Below are 23,868 nucleotides of genomic sequence, written 5' to 3'. Positions count from 1 at the left end.
CAGACCTCAGTTCTGGCAGTGCGGGCAGTGGTAGATCTGCCGTTCCTCGAGTGGGTTGTCTCCGATCAGGCCGAATTCGATGGTGGTTCCGCAGCGTCGGCATGGCTTGTTCTCCCGGCCGTACACCCAGAAGTGTCGGCCCGGGCGTCGATCCCCGGTAGTGACGCGTTGGTTTCGATCCTTGTTGGCCATGATCAATCGATAGGACAGGTCGATCGTCTTCTTCAGGTCACCGGCGTCGCCGACCGGTGTACGCGGGTCTATGCCACGCAGGAAGCAGATCTCGTTTCGATAGACGTTGCCGAGCCCTGCGATGTTGCGCTGATCGAGCAGAGCGAGTCCGACGGGACGAGCCGGATCCGACTCCAGATTGGTCAGGGCGGTTTTCGGGTCCCAGTCGGGACCCAGTAGATCCGGTCCGAGATAGCCGACAACCTCGTCCTCGTCCTCGACGATGTCGAGCACTCCGAGTTCGAACCCGATGGCCTGCGCGTCGGCGGTGTTCAGGATGATCCGTGCCTGGAACGCGGGGCGACGCCAGCGAGCGCCGGGTGCGTAGACGTGCCAGGTGCCCTCCATCTTCAGATGCGAATGAATGACGTAGCCGCCGACTCTGATCAGCAGGTGCTTACCGCGTGAGGCGACGGAATCGACGGTCTCTCCGGTGAAGTCGACTGTGGCGTAACGGGGTACGCGAATGTCGCAGGTCGTCAGTCGCTGGCCTTCCAGCGCTGCCCGCAGAGTGTTCGCAGCGCGCCAGACGGTATCGCCCTCGGGCATCGGTGTCCTTTCTCGTTCCTGGGGAGTGTTGCGGTGCTTCAGCGACGCAGACGAAGGCCGCGTGGCGTCGCCGAGAAACCGGCCTCGGTCAGGGTCTTGGCGAAGTCGGTGCCGTGAATATCGTGACCGTTGATCCGCTCGACGAGTAGCTTGTCGACTCCGCCGCGGCGAACGGTGGCCGCCAATGCGGTTGCTGCAGCGCCGATGTCCTCGGTGTTCTCACCGAACGTCAGCACCGACTTTCCGCCGCGTTCGACGAACATCGTCAACTCGCCCCGGACGAGGACCACCAGTGCACCGGCCTTGCGACCCGGCCGATGCTTCGTCGTCTCGTCCGGCTTGTCTCCGACACCGGCCTCGCCGATGCCTGCTTTCGGCCAGGGCAGTGCTCCGCCGTAGGGGTTGGCCGGATCGCACGACGCGAGCACGACGGCGGTGGCGTTCTTCTTCGGTTCGTCGTAGCTGCGCAACCGGTCCACCACATCGGAGGTGGAGAACTGCGCTCCGCCGAGGGAATCGACGAAGTAGCCGCGACGGCAGCGACCGGAATCCTCGAATCCGGTGAGCACCTTGTACATCGTGGCGAATCCGCCGGGCACGCCCTCGTTCATCACCGAGCCGCGGGTCACCACGCCGTAGCGTTCGAGCAGTACATCGGCGGTCGCATGGGCGCGGACGGTCAGGTCGGGTTCGAGCTCGGGCAACCTCGACCATCGTCCACCCGCGGTAGGAGGTCCGGTGCGGGTGGGCAGGGACGGCCGCTCGAACTGCCGGTACGAGCGCAACCGCGGTGTGCGACGCGGTGCTCGATGGCTCGGGGCCGAGCGGGTGGTCGTGGAGTTCAACAGCGCGCGCAGCGGGGCGAATGTGTCGTTGCTCAGACGGCCCGCCCACACCAGCTCCCACAGGGCGGCCTGAAGTGCGGTGTCATCGATACTGCCGACGGTGTCGGAGAGTTGGCGGAAGAAGTACGCGCCGCCGCCCGCAACGGCGTCCTGAATGCGAATCTGCAACTCCGACAGGTCGGATTCGGCAGCGGGCACGAGAGTCAGCGGAGCGGTGTCGGCCATGTGCAGGCTCACCCAGCCGTCCTTCGAGGAGATCGCGCCGTGTCCTGACCACAACACCTCTCCGGTGGAGGTCAGTTCGTCGAGCATCGCCGGACTGTAGTCCGTCACCCGCGACGAGAGCACGAGTGATTCCCAGGCCGATGCCGGAACAGGAACGCCCGCAAGCTGTTCGATGACGGTTGCGACGCCGTCGATTCCGCTCAGGCGTCGGCTGTCCACGTGCTGCCACGCCGGCAGGAAGCGGCCGAGGGTGGCGGTGGAGACGGGTTCGATCTCCTGCCGGGCCGCAGCGAGCGACCGGCGCCGCAAACGTCGCAGGACCTCGGCCTCGCACCATTCGCTGCCGGTGGCTCCGGGCCGAAATTCGCCCTCGACGACGCGCTTGTCGACGGCGAGTCTGCGCAGGACGTCGCGTACCACGGCGGTGCCCACCCCGAAGCGCGCCGCCGCGTCGTCGAGGGTGAACGGTCCGTGGGTTCGGGCGTACCGGCTGATCAGGTCGACCAGCGGGTCGTCGACGGGTTCGATGAAGGCGGACGGAGTTCCGATGGGGAGCGGGACGCCCAGTGCGTCGCGCAGCCGAGCGGCGTCTTCGATCGCCGTCCACCAGTTCTTGCCGGCGAACGAGACCTCCATCGCCCGCTTGGCGTCGGCGAGTTCGGTGAGCCACTGCGGGTATTCGTCGCCGTCGGTTCGAAGGCCGACTTCCTCGACGGTCAGCGGACCGAGCAGTCGCAGCAGGTCCGCGACGCCTTCGATGTCCTTGGCGTGGCGGTCCTCGGGGAGGCGCTGTAGCTCGAGTTCGGTGGTGGTGATGACGCTGTCGTCGAGCAGCTCTCTCAGTTCGACGCGTCCGAGCAGCTCGGCGAGGAGCGCCGAGTCGAGTGACAGTGCGGCGGCTCGGCGTTCGGCCAACGGGCTGTCGCCCTCGTACATGAATGCGCCGACGTAGTTGAACAGCAGCGAGTTGGCGAACGGGGACGGTGACGGCGTCTCGACGTCGACGATTCTGATCTGGCGTCGGCCGATTCTGGCCAGGATGTCCTCGAGGGCGGGGAGGTCGTACACGTCTTGCAGGCACTCGCGGACGGTCTCGAGCAGGATCGGGAACGTCGGGTACTTGCGTGCCACGTCGAGCAGTTGAGCCGAACGCTGGCGCTGCTGCCACAGCGGCGCTCGCTTGCCCGGGTTGCGGCGGGGGAGAAGCAGTGCGCGAGCGGCACATTCGCGGAATCTCGATGCGAACAGAGCCGACCCGCCGACCTGCTCGGTGACGATGTCGGCGATCTCGTCGCGCTCTAAGACGAACAGTTCTGCGCCCGGCGGCTGGTCGTCGGTGTCCGGAAGCCGGACGATGATGCCGTCGTCGGATGCGGTGGGCGCGGCGTCGATGCCGTATCGCTCGATCAGCCTCGCGCCGACTGCGAGTGCCCACGGCGCGTGCACCTGCTGACCGTAGGTGGAATGCAGCACGAGCCGCCAGTCACCGAGTTCGTCGCGGAACCGCTCGACGATCATCGTCTTGTCGGTGGGGAGCTGGCCGGTGGCCTCGAGTTGCTCGTCGAGCAATGCGATGAGGTTGTTGACCGCGTTGGCGTCGAGACCGTCGGAGCTCAGCCGGTCGGCCAAGTTGCTGCGATCGGTGGTGCTGCGCAGGAACTCGCCCAGGGCCTGGCCCAGTTCGGCCGGCCGGCCCAGGCCGTCGCCGTGCCAGAAGGGGAGCCGGCCGGGTTGGCCGTACGCCGGGCTGACGAGCACCCGATCGTGGGTGATCTCCTCGATGCGCCAGCTGGTGGCACCGAGAGCGAACACGTCACCCACTCGCGATTCGTAGACCATCTCCTCGTCGAGTTCGCCTACCCTGGACTGCTTTTCGCCCACCATGTAGACGGTGAACAGGCCGCGGTCGGGGATGGTGCCACCGGAGGTGACGGCCAGCCGTTGCGAGCCGGGACGGCCGGTGAGAGTGTTCGCGTCGCGGTCCCACACCAGCCGCGGCCGCAGTTCCGCGAACTCGTCCGAGGGGTAACGACCCGAGAGCAGGTCGAGAGTCGACTCGTATGCCGAACGGGGCAGCGTGGCGAAACTGCCTGTGCGACGGACGGAATCGAACCAGTCCTCGGCGTCGATCGGTTCGAGGGCGCAGGCCGCCACCGTCTGCTGCGCCAGCACGTCGAGTGGATTGGCGGGAACGAACAACGCCTCGATCTTGCCCGACGTCATGCGTTCGACGGTGACGGCGCAGTGGATCAGGTCGGTCCGGTGCTTGGGGAACAACACGCCCTTGGAGATCTCGCCGACCTGGTGACCTGCGCGTCCGACGCGTTGCAATCCACTCGCCACGGATGGTGGCGCTTCGACCTGGACGACCAGATCGACTGCGCCCATGTCGATTCCGAGTTCGAGGCTGCTGGTGGCGACGACGCAGCGCAGCCTGCCGGTCTTGAGATCGTCTTCGATCAGCGCGCGCTGATCCTTGCTGACACTGCCGTGGTGGGCTCGGGCCAGCAACGGATCGGCACCGTGGTTCACGTCGGTGGGAGTGCCGACCTGCGAGGGCGGTTTGTGCTCGGTGTCGACGCCGTCGCCGATCCGTTCGGCGTACACCTCGTTTAGCCGCGCAGTGAGCCGCTCTGCGAGCCGTCGAGAATTGGCGAAGACGATGCACGATTTGTGCTCGAGGATGAGATCGACCATCTTCTCCTCGACGTGGGGCCAGATGGATCCCTGCGCCGGGGGAGCGGCCGAGGTGTCCGCATTCGGGTCGGTGACGCCCAGTTCGGTCATGTCCTCGACCGGCACCTGGACCGTCAGATCGAACGTCTTCGGTGCAGGTGGAGCGACGATCTCGATGGGAGCGGCACCGGCCAGGAATCGGCCGACCTCCTCGTGGGGTCGCACCGTCGCGGACAGGCCGATGCGTTGAGCCGGCTTGTCCAGCATCGCGTCGAGCCGTTCGAGAGACACCGCGAGGTGTGCGCCACGTTTGGTGCCTGCGACGGCGTGTACCTCGTCGACGATGACGGTGTCGACCTCGGCGAGGATGTCTCGCGCGGCCGAGGTGAGCATGAGGAACAGCGACTCCGGGGTGGTGATCAGGATGTCCGGCGGAGTCTTGATCATGTTCCTGCGGTCGGCGGCGCTGGTGTCGCCGGATCGCACACCGACCGAGATCTCCGGTGGGTTCAGGCCGAGGCGCTTGGCGGTCTGGGTGATGCCGACGAGGGGAGCGCGCAGGTTGCGCTCGACGTCGACGGCAAGGGCCTTGAGCGGCGAGATGTAGAGGACTTTGGTCTTGCGGGTGCTGTCCGCACCCAGCTGCGCAAGCTCGTCCAGGGCCCACAGGAAGGCCGAGAGCGTCTTGCCCGAACCCGTCGGAGCAACCACGAGGGTGTGCGAACCACTCGAGATGGACGACCACGCGCCCAACTGCGCGGACGTCGGAGCGGGAAAAGCGCCGGTGAACCATTCCCGGGTCGGCCGCGACAACTTCTGCATCACCGACAGCTCGCCCGCTCCGTCGGTGCCCGTACTCTGCCTGGCCATCCCATCATCATGCCCCCGGGCACCGACAGATAACCCTCACGCCGTTCCCCGAGCGTGCGGCGGTGTCGATTCGAGCGATTCGGGTACACCACCCCCCATGACCGACGACCAAGAGATCATGCAGAAGATTTCCGCGAAACTCGACGCTCTGCTCGGCAGCAAGACCAACGGCCTGCAGAACGAGGTGCCTCCGGGCGCGAGCATCCAGTCCGACGAGGACGATGCCGAGCACGGGCCACTCGGCCGCGACTACCACCTGGCGAGCAAATACGCGCAGGCTCTCGCCATCAACGAGCCCCAGGTCATCGACCGCGAGGAATTCGATCGACTGGTCGCCGAGTACGGCTGACCAGTACCGCTGCGCGACACCGGCCCCGGCCCGCCTACGTGGGTCGGGGCTTCGTCGTGTTCGCAGCAGCCGTGGCGCGGAGCCCGGCACCGGATCTACAGTCGACGGGGTGACCGAACGCAAGAAACCAGGAGTCACGTTCGAGTCCTGGGTGGACAAGCAGATTCGCGAGGCGCAGGACAACGGTGCGTTCGAGGGCCTGGAGGGCACCGGCAAGCCGATCCCGGTCGGCGATCCCGGCGACGAGCTGTGGTGGGTGCGGGGCTACCTGAAACGGGAGAACCTGCCCGCCGACGCCTTGCTGCCCACTGCATTGCAGCTGCGCAAGGAGATCGAGCGGCTGCCGTCGACATTGATCGGCATTCGGCGCGAGGATTCGGCACGAGAGGTGTTGGACGAGTTGAACGCTCGCATCGTCGACTGGATTCGGTTCCCGACGCCGCCGATCGTGCCGCTCGGCCCGGTGGACGTCGAGAACTGGATGCAGAGCTGGCGGATCAACCGCGCCGAGGTCGACCGACTGGCCCGCGAGCATGCGGCGCAGTCGCCCGCGACACCCACGAATGCGGCGGTTTCGGAGGCACCGTCCTGGTGGACGCGACTACGTACGAGGCTCGCCCGGGGGCGTTGAGCCCGAGCGCCTAGTTCTCTTCGTCTCGTAGCTCCTCGTTGAGCTTGTCCTCACCGCGATTGCGGAAGAACTTGAATCCCGGAATGCCGATGACCGCGCGCCGAACGTCCTTGGTGACTCCGAGGAGTTCGTGAATCTCGGGGGACACCGTGTCGAGGGTGGCGAGAATGGGAAGCAGCGCTTCCATGTGATCGAGGAGTCCGGGGAGCTGATCGACCATCGCGATCGCGGCGTCGACTTCCTCCTCGGACAGGTTGTCGACGAACTTGCGGGCCATGGGCTCGGACTTCTTGGCGATGGGATCGAACAACTCGATCAGCTCCAGCGCGGTGTGTGAGGCGACCGACGCCGACGCGACCACCTCGTCCGCGGCCCCGGTTGTCCGCTGCACGCTGGCGACCACGGCGTCGGCGGAGTCGATCACGTGATCGATACGTGTCATCAACATCTCAATGCGCGTCAGCAGTGCTTCGATTCGGCCGGGCAGGGTAAGCGCGAAAGCGGTCGTGGTGAGCATCCAGCCCGCACCGGCCCGAGCGACCGCGACTCCTCGCCGGAGCACAGTTTCGGTACCGAGGGGATCGGGGAGCACCACACCTGCCAAGACCAGAGCCATAGGAGCGACAATGCCACACCGACACAACGCCCCGAGTGCCGTTAGCCTCGAAGCATGAGAGCTCTCGTCACCGGTGCCAGCGGGTACATCGGGTCGCGGTTGGTGGCAGCTCTGCTGGCCGACGAGTTCGAGGTCGTCGTCGGCTCCCGAACGCCGGACAACCTGCGGACCTTCGACTTCTTCGACTCCGTCACCGCAGTCTCGCTCGATGTCACCGACGAGCAGTCCTGCGCTGCCGCGTTCGCGCAGTCCGGCGACATCGACGTGGCCTATTACCTCGTGCATGCCATCGGCGAGTCCGATTACCGCGCGCAGGACCGGCGGTCTGCCGAGCAGTTCGCCGCGGCGGCGGCGCGGGCGGGAGTACACCGAATCGTCTACCTCGGTGGTTTCGTACCCGATGACGACCAGCTGTCGGAGCACCTCGCGAGCCGGGCGGACGTCGGCGAGGCTCTGACGGTGGACGGCGTCGAGCTGGTCTGGCTCAGAGCGGCCATCGTCCTGGGTGCAGGTTCGACGTCGTACGAGATGTTGCGCTACCTCGCCGACCGCTTGCCGGTGCTGCCGCTGCCGAGTTGGCTCGCCGAGCCCGTGCAGCCCATTGCCGTGGACGACGTTCTGCACTATCTGCTCGCAAGCGCCGACACCGATGCAGTCCCAGCGGGTTCCTACGACATCGGTGGGCCGGATGTGGTGCCGTATCGAGATCTGGTGTTCGCGTACGTCGAAGCTGCCGGCCTCCAGCGCATCGGCGTTCCGGTGCCGCTGGTGCCGACCTCGCTCGCAGGCAAGGTCATCGGAAAGATCATTCCGGTTCCCGCGGGACTCGCCGAAGACCTCGTCGGGTCGCTGCACAACACGATGACGACGTCGGAGAGTCGGATTCGTGAACTCGTGCCGGACCCTCCCCGAGGTCTCATCACGATTGCCGACGCCATGGCCCGTAGTGTGCGGGGAATGGTCGGTGACCCTCCCGGTGTGTGTGCGCTGAAGGATCCGCTTCGGCTCGCGCGCACCGACGCGGCCTGGAGCGGCGGTGACGCTCTGGGGATCAGACGTCGCGGTGTCGCGGCATCCTCGGACCGCACCTGGGGGTTGATCGAAGCCCTCGGCGGGCGTCGACTGCTGTACGCCAAGCCCGTCGCGGCAGCGGTACGCACCAATCTCGACGTGATAGCCGACGTGAATCGACGCGCGAGGTCGGCCGTACGCCGACTGACCGATACCGAGGAGGCGTAATGGGAACGTGGTCCACGACCGCGCTCAACGTGATGAAGTCCGCTCTGGTCGATCCAGTCGAGCGCGATCACCGACAGTCCGACGCAGCGTTTCGCAAGCGCCGAATCGTCGTGATGATCACCTTGGTGATCGGCGCGACGGTGCTGTACTTCTCGCTCAAGACGGAGCCGGGTGACCCGACGTTCTATGCGCTGACGCTGGTGCTTGCCGCAGTCTGGACGATCGGTGGATTTGCGTCCGGACCACTGCACCTGGGCCGTATCCAGGTCGGCGGGTCGATCAGACGGCCGATCGTCACCCCCATCCTGATCGGACTCGCCGTGGGCGGAGTCTTCTTGCTCGGCGGACTCGTGGTTCGGCAGATTCCGCCGCTGGCCGACTTCACCGAGAACGTGCTCGCACACGCCCGGGTGGGGTCACTGGTTCTGATCGTCTTCATCGCGCTGCTCAACGGCGTCGCCGAGGAGATCTTCTTCCGGGGAGCCCTGTACTCGGCCATCGGGGTCAAGCATCCGGTCATCATCTCCACCGTCATCTACGCGATTGCCACCCTCGCATCCGGCAATCCGATGCTGGGCTTCGCGGCTGTCCTACTCGGTTACGTGATGGGTCTGCAGAGGCGTGCGTCCGGTGGCATCCTGGCTCCGATTCTCACGCACGTCAGTTGGTCGGCGGTCATGGTCCTCGCCCTACCCCCTCTGTTCCTGTGAAAAAGAGGCACAAGCACCGATTCGACCAGCAGAAACGGATGTGGCCGCTGATTCGTCTCGGATCTGGGCTACATTGCGCAGGTGAGTGAAAATCTCGATCGCGTCGATCGCTTGATCATCGACGAGCTTGTCTCCGACGGACGCGCTACTTTGGCGACGTTGGCGGAAAAGGCTTCCCTGTCCGTCTCGGCCGTTCAATCGAGGGTTCGACGGCTCGAGTCCAGGCGCGTCATCCGTGGATACACGGCCCAGGTCGATCCGGAGGCCCTCGGCCGTCCGCTGTCGGCATTCGTTGCCATCACTCCGATCGATCCGGCCCAACCGGACGATGCCCCCGCCAGGTTGAAGCATCTGTCGGCCATCGAGTCGTGTCACTCGGTTGCCGGTGAGGAAAGCTACGTTCTGCTGGTGCGAGTCGAATCGCCGAGGGCGCTCGAACGCTTGCTGCAGGAGATCCGGGCAACCGCCAACGTGCAGACGCGCAGCACGATCATTCTGCAGACGTTCTACGACCGCTGACCGCCCGCCAGACGCGGTCCGACGACATGGGTAGGTCGTACAGTCGGGCACCGACGGCGTCGCGAATGGCGTTGGCCAAAGCCGGTGCCACGGGGTTGTACGGAGACTCGCTCATCGACTTCGCGCCGAACGGGCCCAGCCGGTCGTAGGTGTCGGCGAACAAGACCTCCGTGCGAGGAATGTCCGCGAACTGCGGAACGTGGTAGCTACGAATCGAATCGGTGGTGACCAGACCGGCACCGTCGGTGCGGATCTCCTCGTACAGTGCGCTACCGATCGCCTGTGCGACGCCGCCCTCGACCTGACCACGGCACTGTTGCGGGTTCATCACGGTTCCGGCGTCCGCGCTCTGCACCGACTGCAGTATTTTCACGGTGCCGGTGTCCTCGTGCACCGCCACTCGGAACGCGTGCACGTTGAACGCGAGCGAACGCGGCAGCCCGCCACTGTTGCCTGCGGTGACGAGGGTGCCTCCCGCCATCGCCAGAATGTCGTCGAGGGTGACGAAGCGATCTCCGCAGCGCACGCCCTCCGGTCCGAGTGTGCAGTCCGAATTTCGGTGTCCGGTCGCGGTGGCGGCCAGATCCAGGATCCGAGCCGACATCGCGCGAACCGCCGCATAGAGGGCCTTGCCTGCCACCACGGTGCCCGCCGAACCGAATGCGCCCGTGTCGTAGGTGACCGAGTCGGTGTCGGATTGATCGACTCCGATGCGGTCGACGGACGTGCCCAGTTCGCTCGCCGCGATCTGAGTGTGGACGGTGGTGGTTCCGTTGCCGAATTCCGCAGTCCCGACGCGTATCTCGTACCGCCCCTCGGGTAGCAGTGCCACCGAGGTCTCGGCGCGGTGGCCGCGCGGGGGAATGGTCGCGATCATGGCCACCGCCATTCCTTCGCCCACCTTCCAGCCCGCCGGTGCGTGCTCGCCGTTGCCTCGTCGCAGAGCGGCTTCGGCAAGGTCGATGCACTGATCGAGGCCGTAGCTGCCGAACTGCAGGTCGTCTTCCTCGTGGTGGGCGGCGACGATGTCGTCGCCGGGGACGATCACGTTGCGTCTGCGAAACTCGAACGGATCGACGTCGATCTCTCGCGCCAGATCGTCCATCGCCGATTCGATCGCGAACATCACCTGTCCCAAACCGTAGCCTCGGAAAGCTCCGGACGGGATGTTGTTGGTGTACACGGTCTTTGCGTCGACCCGTTTGTTGGCGCACCGGTAGATCGCCACCGACTCGCCGCAGCCGTGGAACATCACACCGGCACTGTGGTTCCCGTAGGCACCGGCGTCGGTGAGAACGTCGATCGCCAGGGCGGTCAGCGTGCCGTCGGCGCTCGCGGCGGCCGTGACATCGACGCGGAACGGATGGCGGCACGGTGCCACGGTGAACTCGTCCGTGCGCGTGAACTCGAACTGCACCGGCCGACCGGTACGCAGTACCGCCAGTGCCACCACGTCCTCGGTGAGCAACTCCTGCTTGCCGCCGAATCCGCCGCCGACGCGCGCGGTGAACACGCGAACACGATCGCGTGCCAAACCGAAGATCTCGCAGATCTCGTCGCGCACCAGAAAGGGAACCTGAGTGCTGGTGCGCAGATTCAGTTTTCCGGTCTCGTCCAACCAGCCGATGGTGCCGTGGGTTTCCAGGTGCACGTGCTGAATCCGCTGAGTGGTCCAGCGGCCGGTGACCACCGCCGCCGCGTCGCGAACGGCAGCGTCGACGTCCCCGGTACTGCCGTGCAGCTCGGCCACCAGATTGCGAGACGGATCCGCGATTCGCGCCGTGGAGTCCTTGTCGCCGTGGATCTTCGGCGCATCGGCTGCGAGCGAGGACTCCGGATCGAACACTGCCGGCAGCACGTCGTACTCGACGACAAGAGCGCGGCACCCTTCTTCGGCCGCCGCAACCGATTCTGCGACCACGATCGCCACTCGCTGGCCGATGAAGCGCACGACGGTATCGAGCACATGGGTGTCGTCCGGATCGTCGACGCGGCGGTCGTGGCGGGCCGTCGAGAATGCCGTCGCCGGACTGTCTTTCGCAGTCAGAATCAGGTGCACCCCCGGCACCTGCTCTGCCGCGGTGGTATCGACGGAGACGATCCGGGCATGCGCGTGTGGACTTCCGAGAACACTGGCGTGCAGCAACCCGGCAGGGGTGTGGTCGAGTGTGTAGGGCTCGGTTCCGGTGACGATGCGCGTGCTGGCGGGTGCCGCGAGCGACCGTCCACACGCCGGACCGTCGACGGACTTCTCGGTGTTGACCACACCGCAGACGGCGTCGGACACGGCGCGATACCCGGTGCAGCGACACAGGTTTCCCTTCAGCCGTTCAGGAAGCTCGTCCAGATCTTCCTCGGTCAGCGTCGAGGCGGTGACGACCATTCCTGCAGTGCAGAATCCGCACTGAAAACCGGCGGCTTCGACGAATCGGCTCTGCATCGGATGGAGGTCGTCCGGTGTACCGAGTCCCGCGACGGTGGTGACGGACCGGTCGGCAGCACGAAACGCGGGGAAGATGCACGAGTGCACCGGTTCGCCGTCGACGAGGACCGAGCATGCGCCGCAGTCGCCTGCGTCGCACCCTTTCTTCACCTCGAAGTGGTCGTGTTCACGGAGCAGGGTGCGCAGGCACTGACCGGGCCGCGGAGTGACATCGGTCGGCACACCGTTGATGTCTACGATCATGACAACTCCTCGCGAATCTGCTGCGCTGCAGTGCAACTGATGTGTCGACGCCAGTCCGGAGCCCCGTGGGGGTCGTCGTACCAGTGCTGGGGACCGATGGTGGCGGCGAGCGCGTCGTCGAGTTCGCCCGCCGTCGGCAGGCCGGGGAAACGCAGAACGAACGGACGGACGGTCGACGCGCTGACGGTCAGAACGAATTCGCCGTCGTCGTCGACCCGCCCGATCACCACGGCGGCCGATCGCCCGAGCGGTGACAGTGCGAGCTTGCGCATCGCCGTTCTGGACTGGAGCGCGTGCAGCGGGATATCGATGCTGCGCAGCACGTCTCCCGGTCGAAGGGCGTTTTCGTGCGGGCCCGTGACCAGATCCGCGATCGCGATGCGGTAGTCGTGATCGGGCCCATCACCCGACCACACCTGCCCGACACCGTCGAGAGCGGCGGTCAACGAGATCATTGCTCCGGCAGGCAGGGCCAGCGCGATGTTGCCGCCGACGGTGGCGGTCTTCCAGATCTTGAACGAGGCCAACAATGCTGCTGCGCAGCGGGGGAACAATGCGGTGGCCGGCCAACGAGAGGAGTAGCGCGCCAAAGTCTCGATGGTGCAGGTGGCAGCGATCTCGAGCCCGGTCTCGGTGACGGTCAACGGCTCCCAGCCCAAGGCGGTGACATCGACGAGGGTGGCCAGGTGGTCCTGCTTCTCGGAGAACAGCCAGGTACCGCCGGCAAGGACAGCGGTGTCCGTGCGTCCGGGCGGAAGGTCCGCGCGGGAGCCGGGAAGCAGAATGTCGTCGACAGTGCCGAGATCCATGGCCTTCGTTCACCTCGTTCTCGCCGGCAGATCCACCACGCCGGCAGATCGACCACCCGATGTGTCATCTCGAACTGTAGTGAGTATCTGTTACCGATCTTCGGTCGTCCGGCGATACGCCCGAAACTCGGAGGAAACAACCCACACATACTGTTTTTCCTACAAGCTCAGCTGTTTCGAGCACGCTCAGCCAGGGCCGGGGGGAGGAACAGCAGTGCAGGTCAAGGACTTGCTCGACGCCACGCAGCTCGGCATTCGATTGCTCACCTCCGATACCGACGCCCTCGGCCGCACGCTGCGTTGGACCTACACGACCGATCTGCCCGATCCGTCGCGCTACATCGCGGGCGGCGAGCTGGTCATCACCGGTCTCGTATGGCATCGAACGCCCGCGGACAGTGAGATGTTCGTCAGGGCCGTCGCCGAATCGGGGGCCTCGGCACTGGCGGCCGGTGAAGGGTTGCTCGGCCACGTTCCACCCGACCTGATCGACGCATGCGAGCGGCACGGACTACCCCTGCTCGCGGTACCCGAGACCGTCTCGTTCGGCGAGGTGACGGAGTTTCTCGTCGGCCGTGTCACCGGAGATCGCATAGCCTCGCTGAACACCTCGCTCGTCCGGCAACGCCAGCTGCTCACCGCGATCGCAGACGGCAGAGCGCTCGACGAGTTGGCGCTGCACACCTCCAGGGAAACCGGGATGGCGTGTCTGATCTTCACGGCGACCGGACGCCGGCTGGTGGCCGAGGTCTCGGCGTTCTCCGATGCCGACGTCGATACTCTGACGCACGCTGCGCTGTCCTCCGAAAGGCTGCCCACCACAACCACTCTCAGTGACGGAGGTGTGTACAGCATCTTCGGTGTCGGGCCTGCGCTCGCGCAGCGGACCACGCGATGGTTCCTTGCGGTGGCGGGAGACATGGCGAGGTTCCCACCCGCCATCGCCGATGCGTTCGGCCAGCTCGCGGCCATCGCCGCGCTCGATCGTGCTCGACGCGAGGAGGGGCGACTGGTCCGACGCGAAATCGCCGACCAGGCAGTGGCGTTGATCGAGGCCGACAGCACCAGACCCGAAGCCCTGACGCGGCTGCGTCAGGCAGGCGTCGACCCCGACCGCTCGCTGGTCGTCGTCAGAGTCGTTCACAGCGGACGGATCGACCTGCGCGAGATGCTGCGTACGGTTCTCAGCGACACACTCACCTCCTTCGGTGGAGGATGCGTCGGGTGCAGCACGCACGGCGACATCGTCGCTGTCGTGAACACCGACGATCCTGATTTCACACAGACACTGCGAACCCGATTGACTCGCTTGGGCTCCGGCATCGGGCACAGCCGTCTGCTCGTGGGGGTCAGCTCCGAGGCAACCGGCATCACCATCGACGGCGCGCTGCGATCGGCCCGGCACGCACTCGAAGTCAGCAGACAAGGGTCAAGCCCGGTGACCGTCACCGCGGGTGCGCAACTGACCTCGGCGGTGTCGATGCTCTCGGCTCTGCCGGACGACGTGCGTCGGTCGTTCGTCGAACACGTACTCGCTCCACTGCTCGACTACGACCGGCGCACCGATGCCGGACTCACCGACACCCTCCGCGAATTCCTGGCGACCGGTGGATCGTGGAACCGGACGGCCGAGTCGTTGCACGTCCACCTCAACACCGTCCGGTACCGAATCAAGCGAGTGGAGGAGTTGCTGGGCCGGGATCTTAATTCCACCTCGGACCGGCTCGATGTCTACCTCGCGCTTCAATCCATCCCTCCTTCGTCGGCCACCGGGGCCGCATAGGATCGAGGAATGACTGGCTTCACCGGAATACCCTTCGCTGCCCTGGACTTCTACGAGGACCTCGAAGCCGACAACAGCAAGCTCTGGTGGAGCGAGCACAAGGAGGTCTACGACAGTGCGGTCAAGGGGCCGATGACAGCATTGCTCGCGACCCTCGAACCGGAATTCGGCAGCGCCAAGGTGTTTCGCCCCTACTGCGATGTCCGTTTCTCGAAGGACAAGACCCCGTACAAGACCCATCAGGGTGGATTCGTCGCTCGTGGGGACAGTCTGGGCTTCTACGTCCAGATCGACCCCGCGGGCTTGTTCGTCGCAGGTGGCTTCTACAACTCCTCGACCGAGGGTGTTGCCCGCTACCGCCGCACCGTCGACGACGACGTCCGCGGTGCCGAGCTCGAGCGAATTCTGGCGACACTGACCAAAGCCGGATACGAGATCGGCGGCGACAAGCTCAAGACCAAGCCCCGGGGATACGAGCTGGACCACCCGCGCATCGACCTGTTGCGCCACAAGTCACTCACCGCGGGTAAGCATTTCGGCTCACCCGCGTGGCTGGAGACACCCAAGGCCGCCACGAAGGTGCGCGATGCCTGGCGAGCTCTGACCCCGTTGGTGGAGTGGACTGCGGCGCTGCACACGTGAGCTCAGGGCTCTATCCGACGACAGAGTATGTCCGCCAGGCACTTCCGGCGTCCGGGGCATCCTCGCGCTCGACGGTTGCCTGAATCAGACCGTACGGCCGATCGTCCGCGTTGAACACCTCGAGATTGTTCTCGATGCCGAACCTGCCCAGGTCGTAGACGAAGTGATGCTTGTTCGGCGCAGACATCGTGATCTCTGCGATGAACGGATATTTCTCCAGCACCGCCTCGCCCATGGCGTACAGAGTCTGCTGGAGGGCCAGCGACTGCAGATTGGCGAACCGCTCGATCATCGCCGCCTTCACACCCGCGTACACGGCGTCCCACTCGACGTCGGTGGTGGTGTATCGCCATTGCGCGGTCAGCGATGTCGCCATCACCCGGTCGGTGGTGGGTTCGAGAATCGTCAGGTCATCTTCGAGGAATCCGTGGAATTCCGAGCCCGTGGACTTGAGAATCACCATCTCCTTGAAGCCGCTGATCACCCACGTCTGCTGCGCGTCGCCCTTGCCCTCGACGGTCACCGCCGACGTGCGGATCTCCTCACCCTTGCGGGTCCACGTGTGATCGTGCTCGACGCCGTCGATCACCGCGCGAGCCCAGGCGTACTCCTCGAGTTCGATGCGGGCCCCTTCGACGGGTTCCACATCGTCGACGAAGTGCCGAGCGAGATCGAGGCCGTAGCTCTCCAGATGCAGCAACCCCTTGGTCTTCGCGTACGCGTACGCGGTCTGCTTCTGGGTGTCGGTGGGAAGCACGTTGGACTGATCTCCCACCAGATGCGCGGGCGAGAAGTCGCCGCGCAGGGCGCTCGACACGTTGATGTCGTGGATCTCGTGCCGGGGAGAGTCGCGATAGATCCGCACCACGCGGTTCTCCGCCTTGCCGTACTGATTGGATCCGAGGACGATCTTTCCGGTCAGGTCGGTCATGTCAGCTCCCGCGATAGGTCGAATAAGCAAAGGGGGACAACAGCAATGGGACGTGATAGTGGGCATCGGGATCGGTGACGGTGAACGAGATCGACACCTCGGGATAGAAGCTCGGTGTCGATGTCGCCTCGAAATAATCGCCGGTGTCGAACGAAAGGCGATACACGCCCGGATCGATCGGCCCCGGCACCACCTCGCCGATTCGGCCGTCGCCATCGGTGGTGGCGGTGGAGATCTCGCCCTTCTCGGGATGGAACAACCGCGCCCGCATCCCCACCGCAGGTGTCCCCGAGGTGGCGTCGAGGACGTGGGTCGACAGCCCCGTCACTGCTCTGGTCCCAGCATGCGCCCGAGGCGAATTCGGTTGATCTTGGCCAGTTCCACGCGGAGCACCCGTCTTTCGGTTTCGGCATCGTTGTCGAGCCTCTCCTCGAGGATAGCGAGCAGGTCATCCGCGGACCTGCCCGTGGCGCACACCAGATACACATGGCCGAACTTGTCCTCGTACACACGGTTTCCTGCCGCCAACTTCTCGCGTACCTCGGTACCCGCCGTCGTCACCGCGGCCTGCTCACGTTTCGAGGACGGGTTGTCGGCCTTGCCGCCGATGCGTGGATGACCGTCGAGTGCATGGTCGATCTCGGCCTCGGGTAGTTCGGCAAGTACTCGATCCGCCCTGTCCAACAGCAGATCTCGACTGTCGAAGGGGCGACCCTGGGCGACTCGACGGGCCCAGATCGACGATGCGCAGCACTCGTAGAGTGCATGCATCGCTTGCCGATCACTGAGCCGATTGAACCCGTCGAGCCCTATCCATTCGTGCAGCACATCTCGCTCGCTATCTGAAGTCGTTGATGCGACCGAACCGCGCGGCCGCGATCGGGTTGGCGTCGGCCACGAGGTCGTCGAACCGGTAGTTCGCGATCTTGGCGATCTCGATCATCGCGAACGACCGCTCCGCCGACGGTGCGTTCTCGACGCGTGACCACCCGTTGGCCAGAACTCGATCGTAACGCTCCGTCTCCCGTGCACAGATCACCAGAGGGAAGCCGAAGTGTTCGCGGTATTCGGCGGCGAGTTGGACGATGTTGTCGTGCTCGTCCTCCTCCAGGTTGGACAAGCCGACGTGGTCCGCTGCGTTGAGGGTGCCGGTGGCGTCCTCGCTACCGAGATCGGGATAGCTGTTGATCAGCTCGATCTGTTCCTCGGTGGTGCCGGCCAACAATGCCTCCTGGAACGCCTCGCGCAACCCGTGCGCATCGGCGAAAGGCCGCTGCTGGTACGCGCGTTCGACCACCCACGGAGTGCCCTGCACCAAGCCGCCGAACGTGGCAGCGAAGTCCTCGGCGGACATCTCGTTGACCGTGTCGAGGGTGATGCCCTTACCCGGACCACCGGCGACGGCCTGCCCGCGATTGCCGATGTGGAAGAACAAGACGTTGAGCACGATTGCCGAGACCGCACCGAGAACGATGCCACTGCCGAACAACATTTCCAGCCAATCGGGCACACCCTCGGACACCGTCGGTTGAATGGTCACGAGCATCGCGAGACCGAGACTTGTGGCGACGATGATCAGGTTGCGGTGATCGGTGAAGTCCACCTTCGACAGAGTCTGGATTCCGACCACGGCGACGGTCGCGAACAGGGCGAGCGCGGCTCCGCCGAGCACCGGCGGCGGGATCGATGCCACGACGGCTGCCGTCTTGGGCAGCAGACCCAGCAGAATCATGATGCCGCCTGCCGTGGCCACCACCCAACGGCTGCGCACACCGGTCAGGCGCACCAGGCCGACGTTCTCCGAGAAGGCCGTGTACGGGAACGAGTTGAACGTGCCGCCGATGACGGTGGCCACGCCGTCCGCGCGCAGTGTCGCTGCGATGTCGTCCTTCTTGATGCGCTTGCCGACGATCTCACCCGTCGCGTACACACTGCCGGTGGTTTCGACGGCGATGATGAGCATGACCACGATCATCGAAATGATCGCGACGACACTGAATTTGGGCACGCCGAACAGGAAGGGCTGTGTGAAACCGACCCACGACGCCTCCGAGGTGCCGTCGAAGTTCATGTCTCCCAGAGCGAACGCCACGGCGCTACCGATCACCAGGCCCAGAAGCACAGCGATGGTCGCCATGAAACCCTTGAAGAATCGTTGGATCAGCACGATGATCAGCAGGGTGCCGATCGCGTATGCCATCCACCGTCCGTTGGACGGATCCTGTTCGTGGGTAGCAGGATTGGTCACAGCGTCGTTGACCGCCACCGGCAGCAACGCCACACCGATGATCGTGATGACGGTACCGGTGACCACCGGTGGGAAGAATCGCAGCAGCCTACTGAAGTACGGAGCCATGAAGAACGTGACGAGACCGGCGACGATGACGGCGCCGTAGACGTACAGCAACCCCTCGGTGCCGCCGCCGTTCGCCATCGCGATCGCGATCACCGGAGAGACGCCGGCGAACGTCACGCCCTGCAGGAGCGGCAGGCGGACACCGATCTTCCAGAATCCGACCGATTGGATGATCGATGCGATGCCGCAGGTGAACAGATCTGCGTTGATCAGGTGGATCAACTGTTCGTTGGTCAGTCCGATCGCGCTGCCGATGATGATCGGCACCAAGACGGCGCCTGCATAGAACGCGACGACATGTTGGAACCCGTAAGCAGCAAGTTTCGGAACGGGGAGCACTTCGTCGACAGGATGGACACGTTTGCGTGTGGTGGGCTTGACGGACATGGGTGGGCACCTCGCGGAAGCAACAGGGCAGGATTCCTGCGACGCTGCAGGAGAAGTGCACTAAGAATCAGTCATCACGCCTATCCTCGCTAGTCGAGCGAGCACAAACTTCGGGACGTACTCGACGTGGACGTTGTGCGAACATCCAAGACTTCACCCGAGAGTGAAAGGAACGATCGTGTCGGACCTTGCCGTCGGAGTGGTACTGGCCGCCGGTGCCGGAACGCGATACGGATCGCCCAAAGTGCTCGCCCACGACGGGCTGTGGCTCAGGACTGCGGTGCAGGCATTGCGCGACGGCGGCTGTGATCGCGTGGTCGTGGTGCTGGGAGCGGCGGATGCGCCCGTGCCCGACGGTGTGATCGCTGTTTATGCACCCCAGTGGGAACAAGGAATGAGCGCGTCGTTCGAGGCCGGTCTGACCGCAGCGTCGGACGCGGACTACGCGGTGGTGCATGTGGTCGATACGCCGGACGTCGGACCCGAGGTGGTGCAAGCAGTACTCGCTGCAGCGCGGGAAACCGGTCTCGCAAGAGCCGTGTTCGACGGCCGTCCCGGACATCCGGTCGTCCTGGCGCGACGACACGTCGACGCAGCCGTGGCATCGGCCTCGGGAGACGCCGGTGCACGCGACTTCCTGCGGGGAAGAGACGACGTGATCGCCGTCGAATGTTCGCAATGGGCAACGGGAATCGACCACGACTATCGGTGAGCGGACGCCCAGTCTGCATGTTCGGCCGAGTCGGCCTCGTCATCGACTACGAGGATCGGGGCCAGTAGAAGCGTCCCCGCGGGGACGCTCGAATCCGCGGATCTCGGCGGCAACGGCCTCGATCATGCCGTCGAATTGATGGCCACCGGTCGACAACTCGATCGCTCTCGCCGACGGGAGAGCGGTCGAGTTCGACGCCAGGTGAGAAATGGGAACCACGTCGTCGTCCCGGCAGTGGACGAGCGTCAGGTCGGTCTCGGGCTCCTGGGTGGTGAACGCGTAGTCCGTGACATCCCACCCATGCGGAGTCCAGTCCGGCATCGCCAACAGAGTGGCTCTCAGGGGTCGCTCCCGGCGATGTTCTGCCAAGACCCTGACGAGGATCGATGCGCCGAAGGAATGCGCAATGACCGCATCATCCGATCCGAGCCGGTCCAGGTGCTGCCGAACCGGCGCGGCCCAGTCCTCGAAACCCATGGCAGTGTCGGACAGTTCGGGCATGCACAGATCGAGGTGCAAAGCCTGTGCAAGTCCGTTGGCCAGCGGTGCGTCGTCGAAAAATCCGCCGGCACCGTGAACGAACAGAAGTCGACCGACCATAGTGGGTTCCTCTCCTCGGCAATGCTGTCACCGAAGAAGACCGAATCGCGGCCGTGAATTCACCGGTTGACTCGGATTCGGGGTCCGTGCGAGCATCGTCCTCAGCGTCGCGTGTCGATGACGGACTGCGTCAGGCATGGAGGCGTCGTACTGCCCAGGAGGCAGCGCATGTCCATTTCGTTCGATCACACCATCATCGTTGCAAAGAACAGTGCCGCATCGGCCGAATTCTTTTGCACCCTGTTCGCTTTACCCGAGGCCCCGTCATGGGGGCCGTTCGTCAACGTACAGCTCACCGACGGCACTCTCGTTCAATTCGCCGAGCCCCCCTTCGATGATATTCAGTTCCAGCACTACGCATTTCGGGTGAGCGACGATCTGTTCGACGCGGCCTACGCCAGGCTGGTCGACCAGGGCGTCGAACACTGGGCCGACCCCCGGATGACCGAACCCGGCACCGTCAACACCGACCACGGGGGCCGCGGAGTGTATTTCCGCGACCCGACCGGGCACTTCTTCGAGATGCTGACGCACTCGTACCTGCCGACACCGGGTGAGCCGGTACCGTAGCCACTGTGGCCGAGCAACAGCATGTTTCGATGACGAGGGCCGCCTACGACACCGTTGCCGAGAGCTACGCCGAACTTGTTCGCGACGAACTCGACGGCCGACATCTCGAGCACGGATTGTTGGCGACGTTCGCAGCCCGGGTGCCGAGTGGGCACGTTCTGGAGGTGGGGTGTGGTTCCGGCCGTATCACCGAGCAGCTGCACCGCCTCGGCCTCGACGTAGCGGGGATGGATCTGTCGCCCAATATGATCGAGGTCGCTCGGCGCGAACATCCGCACCTGCGATTCGATGTCGGGTCGATGGAGGCGTTGGACGCGGGTGACAGCTCTCTGGCGGGGATCGTTGCCTGGTACTCGATCATCCACACGCCTCCGCACCAATTGTCGAAGATCTTTGCCGAATTGCATCGGGTGCTGATGCCGGAAGGTCTGCTGCTGTTGGCATTTCAAGCAGGCAACGAGCGGGTGCGACTCGAGCAGGCGTACGGACACTCGGTCTCGTACGACGCATACCGACTCGACCCCGACATGGTCGCAGGCATGCTCGTCGAGGCGAACTTCGAGGTGGACGTCCGCGTGCATCGAGCTCCGATGGGATACGAGTCGACATCGCAGGCATTTCTGTTGGCCCGCGAACGAACATCGTGATGTTTCGAGACCGGTAGGAGTTGCCCGATGCATGCACCCCGTCCACGCGTTCTCTTCGTCACCGACCTGGCGTATCTGTCGAAGGGCCGACGCTACTGCGACGAAGACATCTTTCTGTCGTCGCAGCTCCGCGAGTGGTTCGACATTGCGCTCTGTCACCCGCTCGATGCGCTTGCGCTGATGGACGGCTTCGATGTGGTCGTCATCCGGAACTCCGGGCCTGTGCTGGGGTACCAGGATGCTTTCGACATGTTTGCTCGCCATGCGCGCGAGAACGGCACGAAGGTTTTCACCCAGCTGACCGGTAAAGGCGACCAGAGAGGCAAGCAGTACCTGGTCGATCTTTTCGCAGATGGTTTTCCGGTCATACCTACCGTCGACGACCCGCGGAACGTCTCGCGCTTACCCGAGGTGAATACCTATGTGGTGAAACCGAAATGGGGTGCCGACTCGATCGGCATGCGTCATTCCGGGCGCGCCGAATTATCGCAAGTAGAGCCGGGCAGCCTGATTCAGCCGCGAATCGATTTCGTGTACGAAGTGTCGTTCTACTTCATCGGCCGCACAGTTCGATACGCCTTGTACGCTCCTGACCCCGACCGACGTTGGGACCTGGAGCCGTACTCGACTACTGCTCAGGACCGAGAGTTCGCGCAACGATTCGTCGATTGGAACGACATCGACCACGGAATCACTCGGGTGGACGCATGCCGCACCGTCGACGGAACGCTGCTGTTGGTCGAGCTCGAAGACCTGAACCCGTACCTCTCACTCGACCGGCTGACCGAGTCGGCGCGTCGAGAGTTCGTGAACCACATGGCGGAGGCGATCGTAGCGCTGTGTGCCCAGCCGTAGAGGGCGATATCAGTCGGGCACAGCACGCTGGACGCAGCTATTCTTCGACCGCGACCACATCGTTCGATGGGCATGGAACACCTACCGGTCGACTACCGAGCGAGTGCAGCAACTGAGTGTGCGCCGCCCGGAGCTGACGATTGTTCGCTTCCGTTCGCACCGGGACGTGGACGCGTGGATTGCGCACCAGCTGATTCCTGTGACCCGATAGCTGTTGTCAGCAGCCCAATTGCGTTGCGAGAGAATCGATCGAGTCGACGCTGTGATTCCAGTCGGATTCCGCGGCGAGGTCGGTGGTCTGACGCGGCCCGTGTTCGAGGGGACGAGCGACGAATGCCGTTGCGAAGCCGCAGTCGGCAGCGGCAGCGAGATCACTGTTGTGTGCGGCGACCATCATGCACTCGCTCGGCTCGAGACCCAGAATGTCCGCGGTGCGTAGATAGGCGTCGGGCATGGGCTTGTACGCACGCACCGGTTCTGCTCCGAGGATTGCGTCCCATGGCAGTCCGGCATTCTTGGCCATATCGAGCAGCAGCGAGATGTTGCCGTTGGAGAGCGGCGCGATGATGAACTCGGTGCGTAGTCGGGTGAGCCCAGAAACCGAATCCGGCCACGGATCCAATCGATGCCACGCGTGATTCAAGGATGCGACATCACTGTCGTCTAGCTGAACTTCGAACTCCGACAACACGACTCGAAGTGACTCGAGATGAAGTACATCGAGCCGGGTGAACGGGCGGTTGCCCGACCGAACCTGTTCCATCGCCGGCTGATACAGGCTGCGCCAGCGGTCGGCGAACGCATGACTGTCGATGTCGGGACCACACAGCGACTCGACCTCGCGGGCCACGCTGGTACGCCAATCGACCACTGTGCCGAACACATCGAACAGAAGCGCCTTCAACGATCTCTCTTCTTTTTCTTCGGACTCTTCGAGTGACCGCCCGCCGACAGCAGCGCACCCGCCAATGGGATGAGAAGGAAGAACAGCCACTTCTGATCGAAGTCGGTGAGGAAGAACAATGCCAGTGAACCGAAGATCACCAGGGGCATCACCACTGCGCGCCAATCGATTCCGGCACCGCCCTCGGTCGGTGCCGGAGATTTCCCGAGCTGGGCGGGAGTGTGCGACGTCGACGCAGCGGGGAGATCGACGAAGACTTTGTCGATCTCCCCACGCGTCGTCGCCGAAGCAACGACGGCGCTGCGCTCGTCGAATTCGGGCACAGTCAGCCGACCCTCACTGAAGTGCAGACTCAGTGCCTCGAGGGCCTTCTCCCGATCAGCCGTACCGATTCGGATCTCTGGAAGCTCGGACATCGCTACGTCATTTGATCTCTGCGAGGACGGTGCCTTGGGTGATGGCGTCGCCTGCGGTGACGGTCAGGCCGGTGATGGTGCCTGCTTTGTGGGCGTTGACGGGGTTTTCC

Annotated in this window: 24 protein-coding genes; 11 read left to right on the top strand and 13 right to left on the bottom strand. The window is 64.6% G+C overall.

From position 1 onward, the window contains the following. Positions 1 to 6: 6 nt before the first annotated feature. Positions 7 to 780 (bottom strand): DNA-formamidopyrimidine glycosylase family protein, encoded by a 774-nt coding sequence (locus tag CH283_RS17725; protein ID WP_068051446.1) that lies wholly within the window; start codon positions 778 to 780, stop codon positions 7 to 9. Between the two features lie 38 nt (positions 781 to 818). Next, entirely contained in the window at positions 819 to 5,396 is a 4,578-nt protein-coding gene (locus tag CH283_RS17720; RefSeq protein ID WP_094639001.1) for an ATP-dependent helicase, read from the bottom strand. Positions 5,397 to 5,493: 97 nt separating this feature from the next. Between CH283_RS17720 and CH283_RS17715 the strand changes: the two genes are divergently transcribed. Continuing rightward, positions 5,494 to 5,745, top strand: coding sequence for a modification methylase HgiDII (locus tag CH283_RS17715; protein WP_068051442.1), 252 nt, complete (start codon positions 5,494 to 5,496; stop codon positions 5,743 to 5,745). A gap of 109 nt (positions 5,746 to 5,854) precedes the next feature. Then, complete coding sequence (locus CH283_RS17710; protein WP_094639000.1) at positions 5,855 to 6,376, top strand: J-domain-containing protein; 522 nt, start codon at positions 5,855 to 5,857, stop codon at positions 6,374 to 6,376. A gap of 10 nt (positions 6,377 to 6,386) precedes the next feature. Here CH283_RS17710 and CH283_RS17705 read toward each other — a convergent pair whose 3' ends face one another. After that, entirely contained in the window at positions 6,387 to 6,992 is a 606-nt protein-coding gene (locus CH283_RS17705; RefSeq protein ID WP_068051439.1) for a ribulose 1,5-bisphosphate carboxylase large subunit, read from the bottom strand. Between the two features lie 54 nt (positions 6,993 to 7,046). Between CH283_RS17705 and CH283_RS17700 the strand changes: the two genes are divergently transcribed. From CH283_RS17700 to CH283_RS17690, 3 genes are all read left to right on the top strand, one after another. Continuing rightward, a complete protein-coding gene (locus tag CH283_RS17700; RefSeq protein WP_094638999.1) occupies positions 7,047 to 8,231 on the top strand; it encodes an NAD(P)H-binding protein in 1,185 nt (394 codons plus the stop codon). Further along, positions 8,231 to 8,941, top strand: a complete 711-nt coding sequence (locus CH283_RS17695) for a CPBP family intramembrane glutamic endopeptidase (protein WP_068051435.1) — start codon at positions 8,231 to 8,233, stop codon at positions 8,939 to 8,941. Before CH283_RS17700 ends, CH283_RS17695 begins: the two co-directional genes overlap by 1 nt. An 81-nt stretch (positions 8,942 to 9,022) precedes the next feature. Beyond that, the gene (locus CH283_RS17690; RefSeq protein ID WP_032376860.1) at positions 9,023 to 9,460 is read left to right on the top strand and encodes an Lrp/AsnC family transcriptional regulator; all 438 of its coding nucleotides are present in this window, start codon (positions 9,023 to 9,025) and stop codon (positions 9,458 to 9,460) included. On the opposite strand, the gene CH283_RS17685 is transcribed toward CH283_RS17690, so the two are convergent. Both CH283_RS17685 and CH283_RS17680 read right to left on the bottom strand, forming a co-directional pair. Further along, positions 9,432 to 12,146, bottom strand: coding sequence for a molybdopterin-dependent oxidoreductase (locus CH283_RS17685; protein WP_094638998.1), 2,715 nt, complete (start codon positions 12,144 to 12,146; stop codon positions 9,432 to 9,434). The genes CH283_RS17690 and CH283_RS17685 overlap by 29 nt on opposite strands. Beyond that, on the bottom strand, positions 12,143 to 12,955 hold the full coding sequence (locus CH283_RS17680) for an FAD binding domain-containing protein (RefSeq protein WP_094638997.1): 813 nt from the start codon (positions 12,953 to 12,955) through the stop codon (positions 12,143 to 12,145). The genes CH283_RS17685 and CH283_RS17680 overlap by 4 nt, the downstream gene beginning before the upstream one ends. A 214-nt stretch (positions 12,956 to 13,169) precedes the next feature. Between CH283_RS17680 and CH283_RS17675 the strand changes: the two genes are divergently transcribed. Beyond that, positions 13,170 to 14,738, top strand: a complete 1,569-nt coding sequence (locus CH283_RS17675; RefSeq protein ID WP_094638996.1) for a PucR family transcriptional regulator — start codon at positions 13,170 to 13,172, stop codon at positions 14,736 to 14,738. Between the two features lie 9 nt (positions 14,739 to 14,747). Beyond that, the gene (locus tag CH283_RS17670; protein WP_094638995.1) at positions 14,748 to 15,380 is read left to right on the top strand and encodes a DUF2461 domain-containing protein; all 633 of its coding nucleotides are present in this window, start codon (positions 14,748 to 14,750) and stop codon (positions 15,378 to 15,380) included. 10 nt (positions 15,381 to 15,390) lie between these two features. On the opposite strand, the gene pucL is transcribed toward CH283_RS17670, so the two are convergent. Genes pucL through uraD (CH283_RS17650) form a run of 4 tightly spaced genes read right to left on the bottom strand, consistent with a single transcriptional unit; the run spans position 15,391 to position 19,054 of the window. After that, positions 15,391 to 16,311, bottom strand: coding sequence for a factor-independent urate hydroxylase (gene pucL, locus CH283_RS17665; RefSeq protein WP_094638994.1), 921 nt, complete (start codon positions 16,309 to 16,311; stop codon positions 15,391 to 15,393). A 1-nt stretch (position 16,312) separates the two neighbouring features. Further along, the gene (gene uraH, locus CH283_RS17660; protein ID WP_094638993.1) at positions 16,313 to 16,639 is read right to left on the bottom strand and encodes a hydroxyisourate hydrolase; all 327 of its coding nucleotides are present in this window, start codon (positions 16,637 to 16,639) and stop codon (positions 16,313 to 16,315) included. Then, the gene (gene uraD / locus CH283_RS17655) at positions 16,636 to 17,139 is read right to left on the bottom strand and encodes a 2-oxo-4-hydroxy-4-carboxy-5-ureidoimidazoline decarboxylase (RefSeq protein ID WP_082898764.1); all 504 of its coding nucleotides are present in this window, start codon (positions 17,137 to 17,139) and stop codon (positions 16,636 to 16,638) included. Before uraD (CH283_RS17655) ends, uraH begins: the two co-directional genes overlap by 4 nt. Before the next feature lie 10 nt (positions 17,140 to 17,149). Next, the gene (gene uraD / locus CH283_RS17650; protein WP_094638992.1) at positions 17,150 to 19,054 is read right to left on the bottom strand and encodes a 2-oxo-4-hydroxy-4-carboxy-5-ureidoimidazoline decarboxylase; all 1,905 of its coding nucleotides are present in this window, start codon (positions 19,052 to 19,054) and stop codon (positions 17,150 to 17,152) included. 175 nt (positions 19,055 to 19,229) lie between these two features. Between uraD (CH283_RS17650) and CH283_RS17645 the strand changes: the two genes are divergently transcribed. Then, positions 19,230 to 19,766, top strand: a complete 537-nt coding sequence (locus CH283_RS17645; protein ID WP_068051459.1) for a nucleotidyltransferase family protein — start codon at positions 19,230 to 19,232, stop codon at positions 19,764 to 19,766. Between the two features lie 39 nt (positions 19,767 to 19,805). Here CH283_RS17645 and CH283_RS17640 read toward each other — a convergent pair whose 3' ends face one another. Next, positions 19,806 to 20,366 carry an alpha/beta fold hydrolase gene (locus CH283_RS17640; protein ID WP_068051421.1) on the bottom strand — a complete coding sequence of 187 codons (561 nt, stop codon included), beginning with the start codon at positions 20,364 to 20,366 and terminating at the stop codon, positions 19,806 to 19,808. 168 nt (positions 20,367 to 20,534) lie between these two features. Between CH283_RS17640 and CH283_RS17635 the strand changes: the two genes are divergently transcribed. Genes CH283_RS17635 through CH283_RS17625 form a run of 3 tightly spaced genes read left to right on the top strand, consistent with a single transcriptional unit; the run spans position 20,535 to position 22,438 of the window. Then, positions 20,535 to 20,936, top strand: coding sequence for a VOC family protein (locus CH283_RS17635; RefSeq protein ID WP_068051419.1), 402 nt, complete (start codon positions 20,535 to 20,537; stop codon positions 20,934 to 20,936). A 29-nt stretch (positions 20,937 to 20,965) separates the two neighbouring features. Then, positions 20,966 to 21,583, top strand: coding sequence for a class I SAM-dependent DNA methyltransferase (locus tag CH283_RS17630; protein WP_068051457.1), 618 nt, complete (start codon positions 20,966 to 20,968; stop codon positions 21,581 to 21,583). A 27-nt stretch (positions 21,584 to 21,610) separates the two neighbouring features. After that, positions 21,611 to 22,438, top strand: a complete 828-nt coding sequence (locus CH283_RS17625) for a hypothetical protein (protein WP_094638991.1) — start codon at positions 21,611 to 21,613, stop codon at positions 22,436 to 22,438. Between the two features lie 217 nt (positions 22,439 to 22,655). Here CH283_RS17625 and CH283_RS17615 read toward each other — a convergent pair whose 3' ends face one another. The 3 genes from CH283_RS17615 to CH283_RS28035 form a co-directional block, all read right to left on the bottom strand. Further along, entirely contained in the window at positions 22,656 to 23,342 is a 687-nt protein-coding gene (locus CH283_RS17615) for a haloacid dehalogenase type II (protein ID WP_094638989.1), read from the bottom strand. Then, positions 23,339 to 23,758 carry a DUF1707 SHOCT-like domain-containing protein gene (locus CH283_RS17610; protein ID WP_068051410.1) on the bottom strand — a complete coding sequence of 140 codons (420 nt, stop codon included), beginning with the start codon at positions 23,756 to 23,758 and terminating at the stop codon, positions 23,339 to 23,341. The genes CH283_RS17615 and CH283_RS17610 overlap by 4 nt, the downstream gene beginning before the upstream one ends. A gap of 7 nt (positions 23,759 to 23,765) precedes the next feature. Continuing rightward, the coding region (locus tag CH283_RS28035) for a biotin/lipoyl-containing protein (protein WP_141215328.1) at positions 23,766 to 23,868 on the bottom strand (103 nt) is incomplete at its 5' end.

The organism is Rhodococcus sp. 05-2254-2 (assembly GCF_002259095.1).
Lineage (GTDB): Bacteria > Actinomycetota > Actinomycetes > Mycobacteriales > Mycobacteriaceae > Rhodococcoides.
Note: the sequence above shows the minus strand (reverse complement) of the source record. Positions and strands in the feature narration are given on the sequence as shown.

Coding starts and splice junctions, on each gene's coding strand:
- CH283_RS17610 (WP_068051410.1), bottom strand. CDS start 23,758: ATGTCCGAGCTTCCAGAGATCCGAATCGGTACGGCTGATCGGGAGAAG.
- CH283_RS17700 (WP_094638999.1), top strand. CDS start 7,047: ATGAGAGCTCTCGTCACCGGTGCCAGCGGGTACATCGGGTCGCGGTTG.
- CH283_RS17720 (WP_094639001.1), bottom strand. CDS start 5,396: ATGGCCAGGCAGAGTACGGGCACCGACGGAGCGGGCGAGCTGTCGGTG.
- CH283_RS17635 (WP_068051419.1), top strand. CDS start 20,535: ATGTCCATTTCGTTCGATCACACCATCATCGTTGCAAAGAACAGTGCC.
- CH283_RS17705 (WP_068051439.1), bottom strand. CDS start 6,992: ATGGCTCTGGTCTTGGCAGGTGTGGTGCTCCCCGATCCCCTCGGTACC.
- CH283_RS17625 (WP_094638991.1), top strand. CDS start 21,611: ATGCATGCACCCCGTCCACGCGTTCTCTTCGTCACCGACCTGGCGTAT.
- CH283_RS17670 (WP_094638995.1), top strand. CDS start 14,748: ATGACTGGCTTCACCGGAATACCCTTCGCTGCCCTGGACTTCTACGAG.
- CH283_RS17640 (WP_068051421.1), bottom strand. CDS start 20,366: ATGGTCGGTCGACTTCTGTTCGTTCACGGTGCCGGCGGATTTTTCGAC.
- CH283_RS17630 (WP_068051457.1), top strand. CDS start 20,966: ATGACGAGGGCCGCCTACGACACCGTTGCCGAGAGCTACGCCGAACTT.
- pucL (WP_094638994.1), bottom strand. CDS start 16,311: ATGACCGACCTGACCGGAAAGATCGTCCTCGGATCCAATCAGTACGGC.
- CH283_RS17680 (WP_094638997.1), bottom strand. CDS start 12,955: ATGGATCTCGGCACTGTCGACGACATTCTGCTTCCCGGCTCCCGCGCG.
- CH283_RS17725 (WP_068051446.1), bottom strand. CDS start 780: ATGCCCGAGGGCGATACCGTCTGGCGCGCTGCGAACACTCTGCGGGCA.
- CH283_RS17715 (WP_068051442.1), top strand. CDS start 5,494: ATGACCGACGACCAAGAGATCATGCAGAAGATTTCCGCGAAACTCGAC.
- CH283_RS17685 (WP_094638998.1), bottom strand. CDS start 12,146: ATGATCGTAGACATCAACGGTGTGCCGACCGATGTCACTCCGCGGCCC.
- CH283_RS17695 (WP_068051435.1), top strand. CDS start 8,231: ATGGGAACGTGGTCCACGACCGCGCTCAACGTGATGAAGTCCGCTCTG.
- uraD (WP_094638992.1), bottom strand. CDS start 19,054: ATGTCCGTCAAGCCCACCACACGCAAACGTGTCCATCCTGTCGACGAA.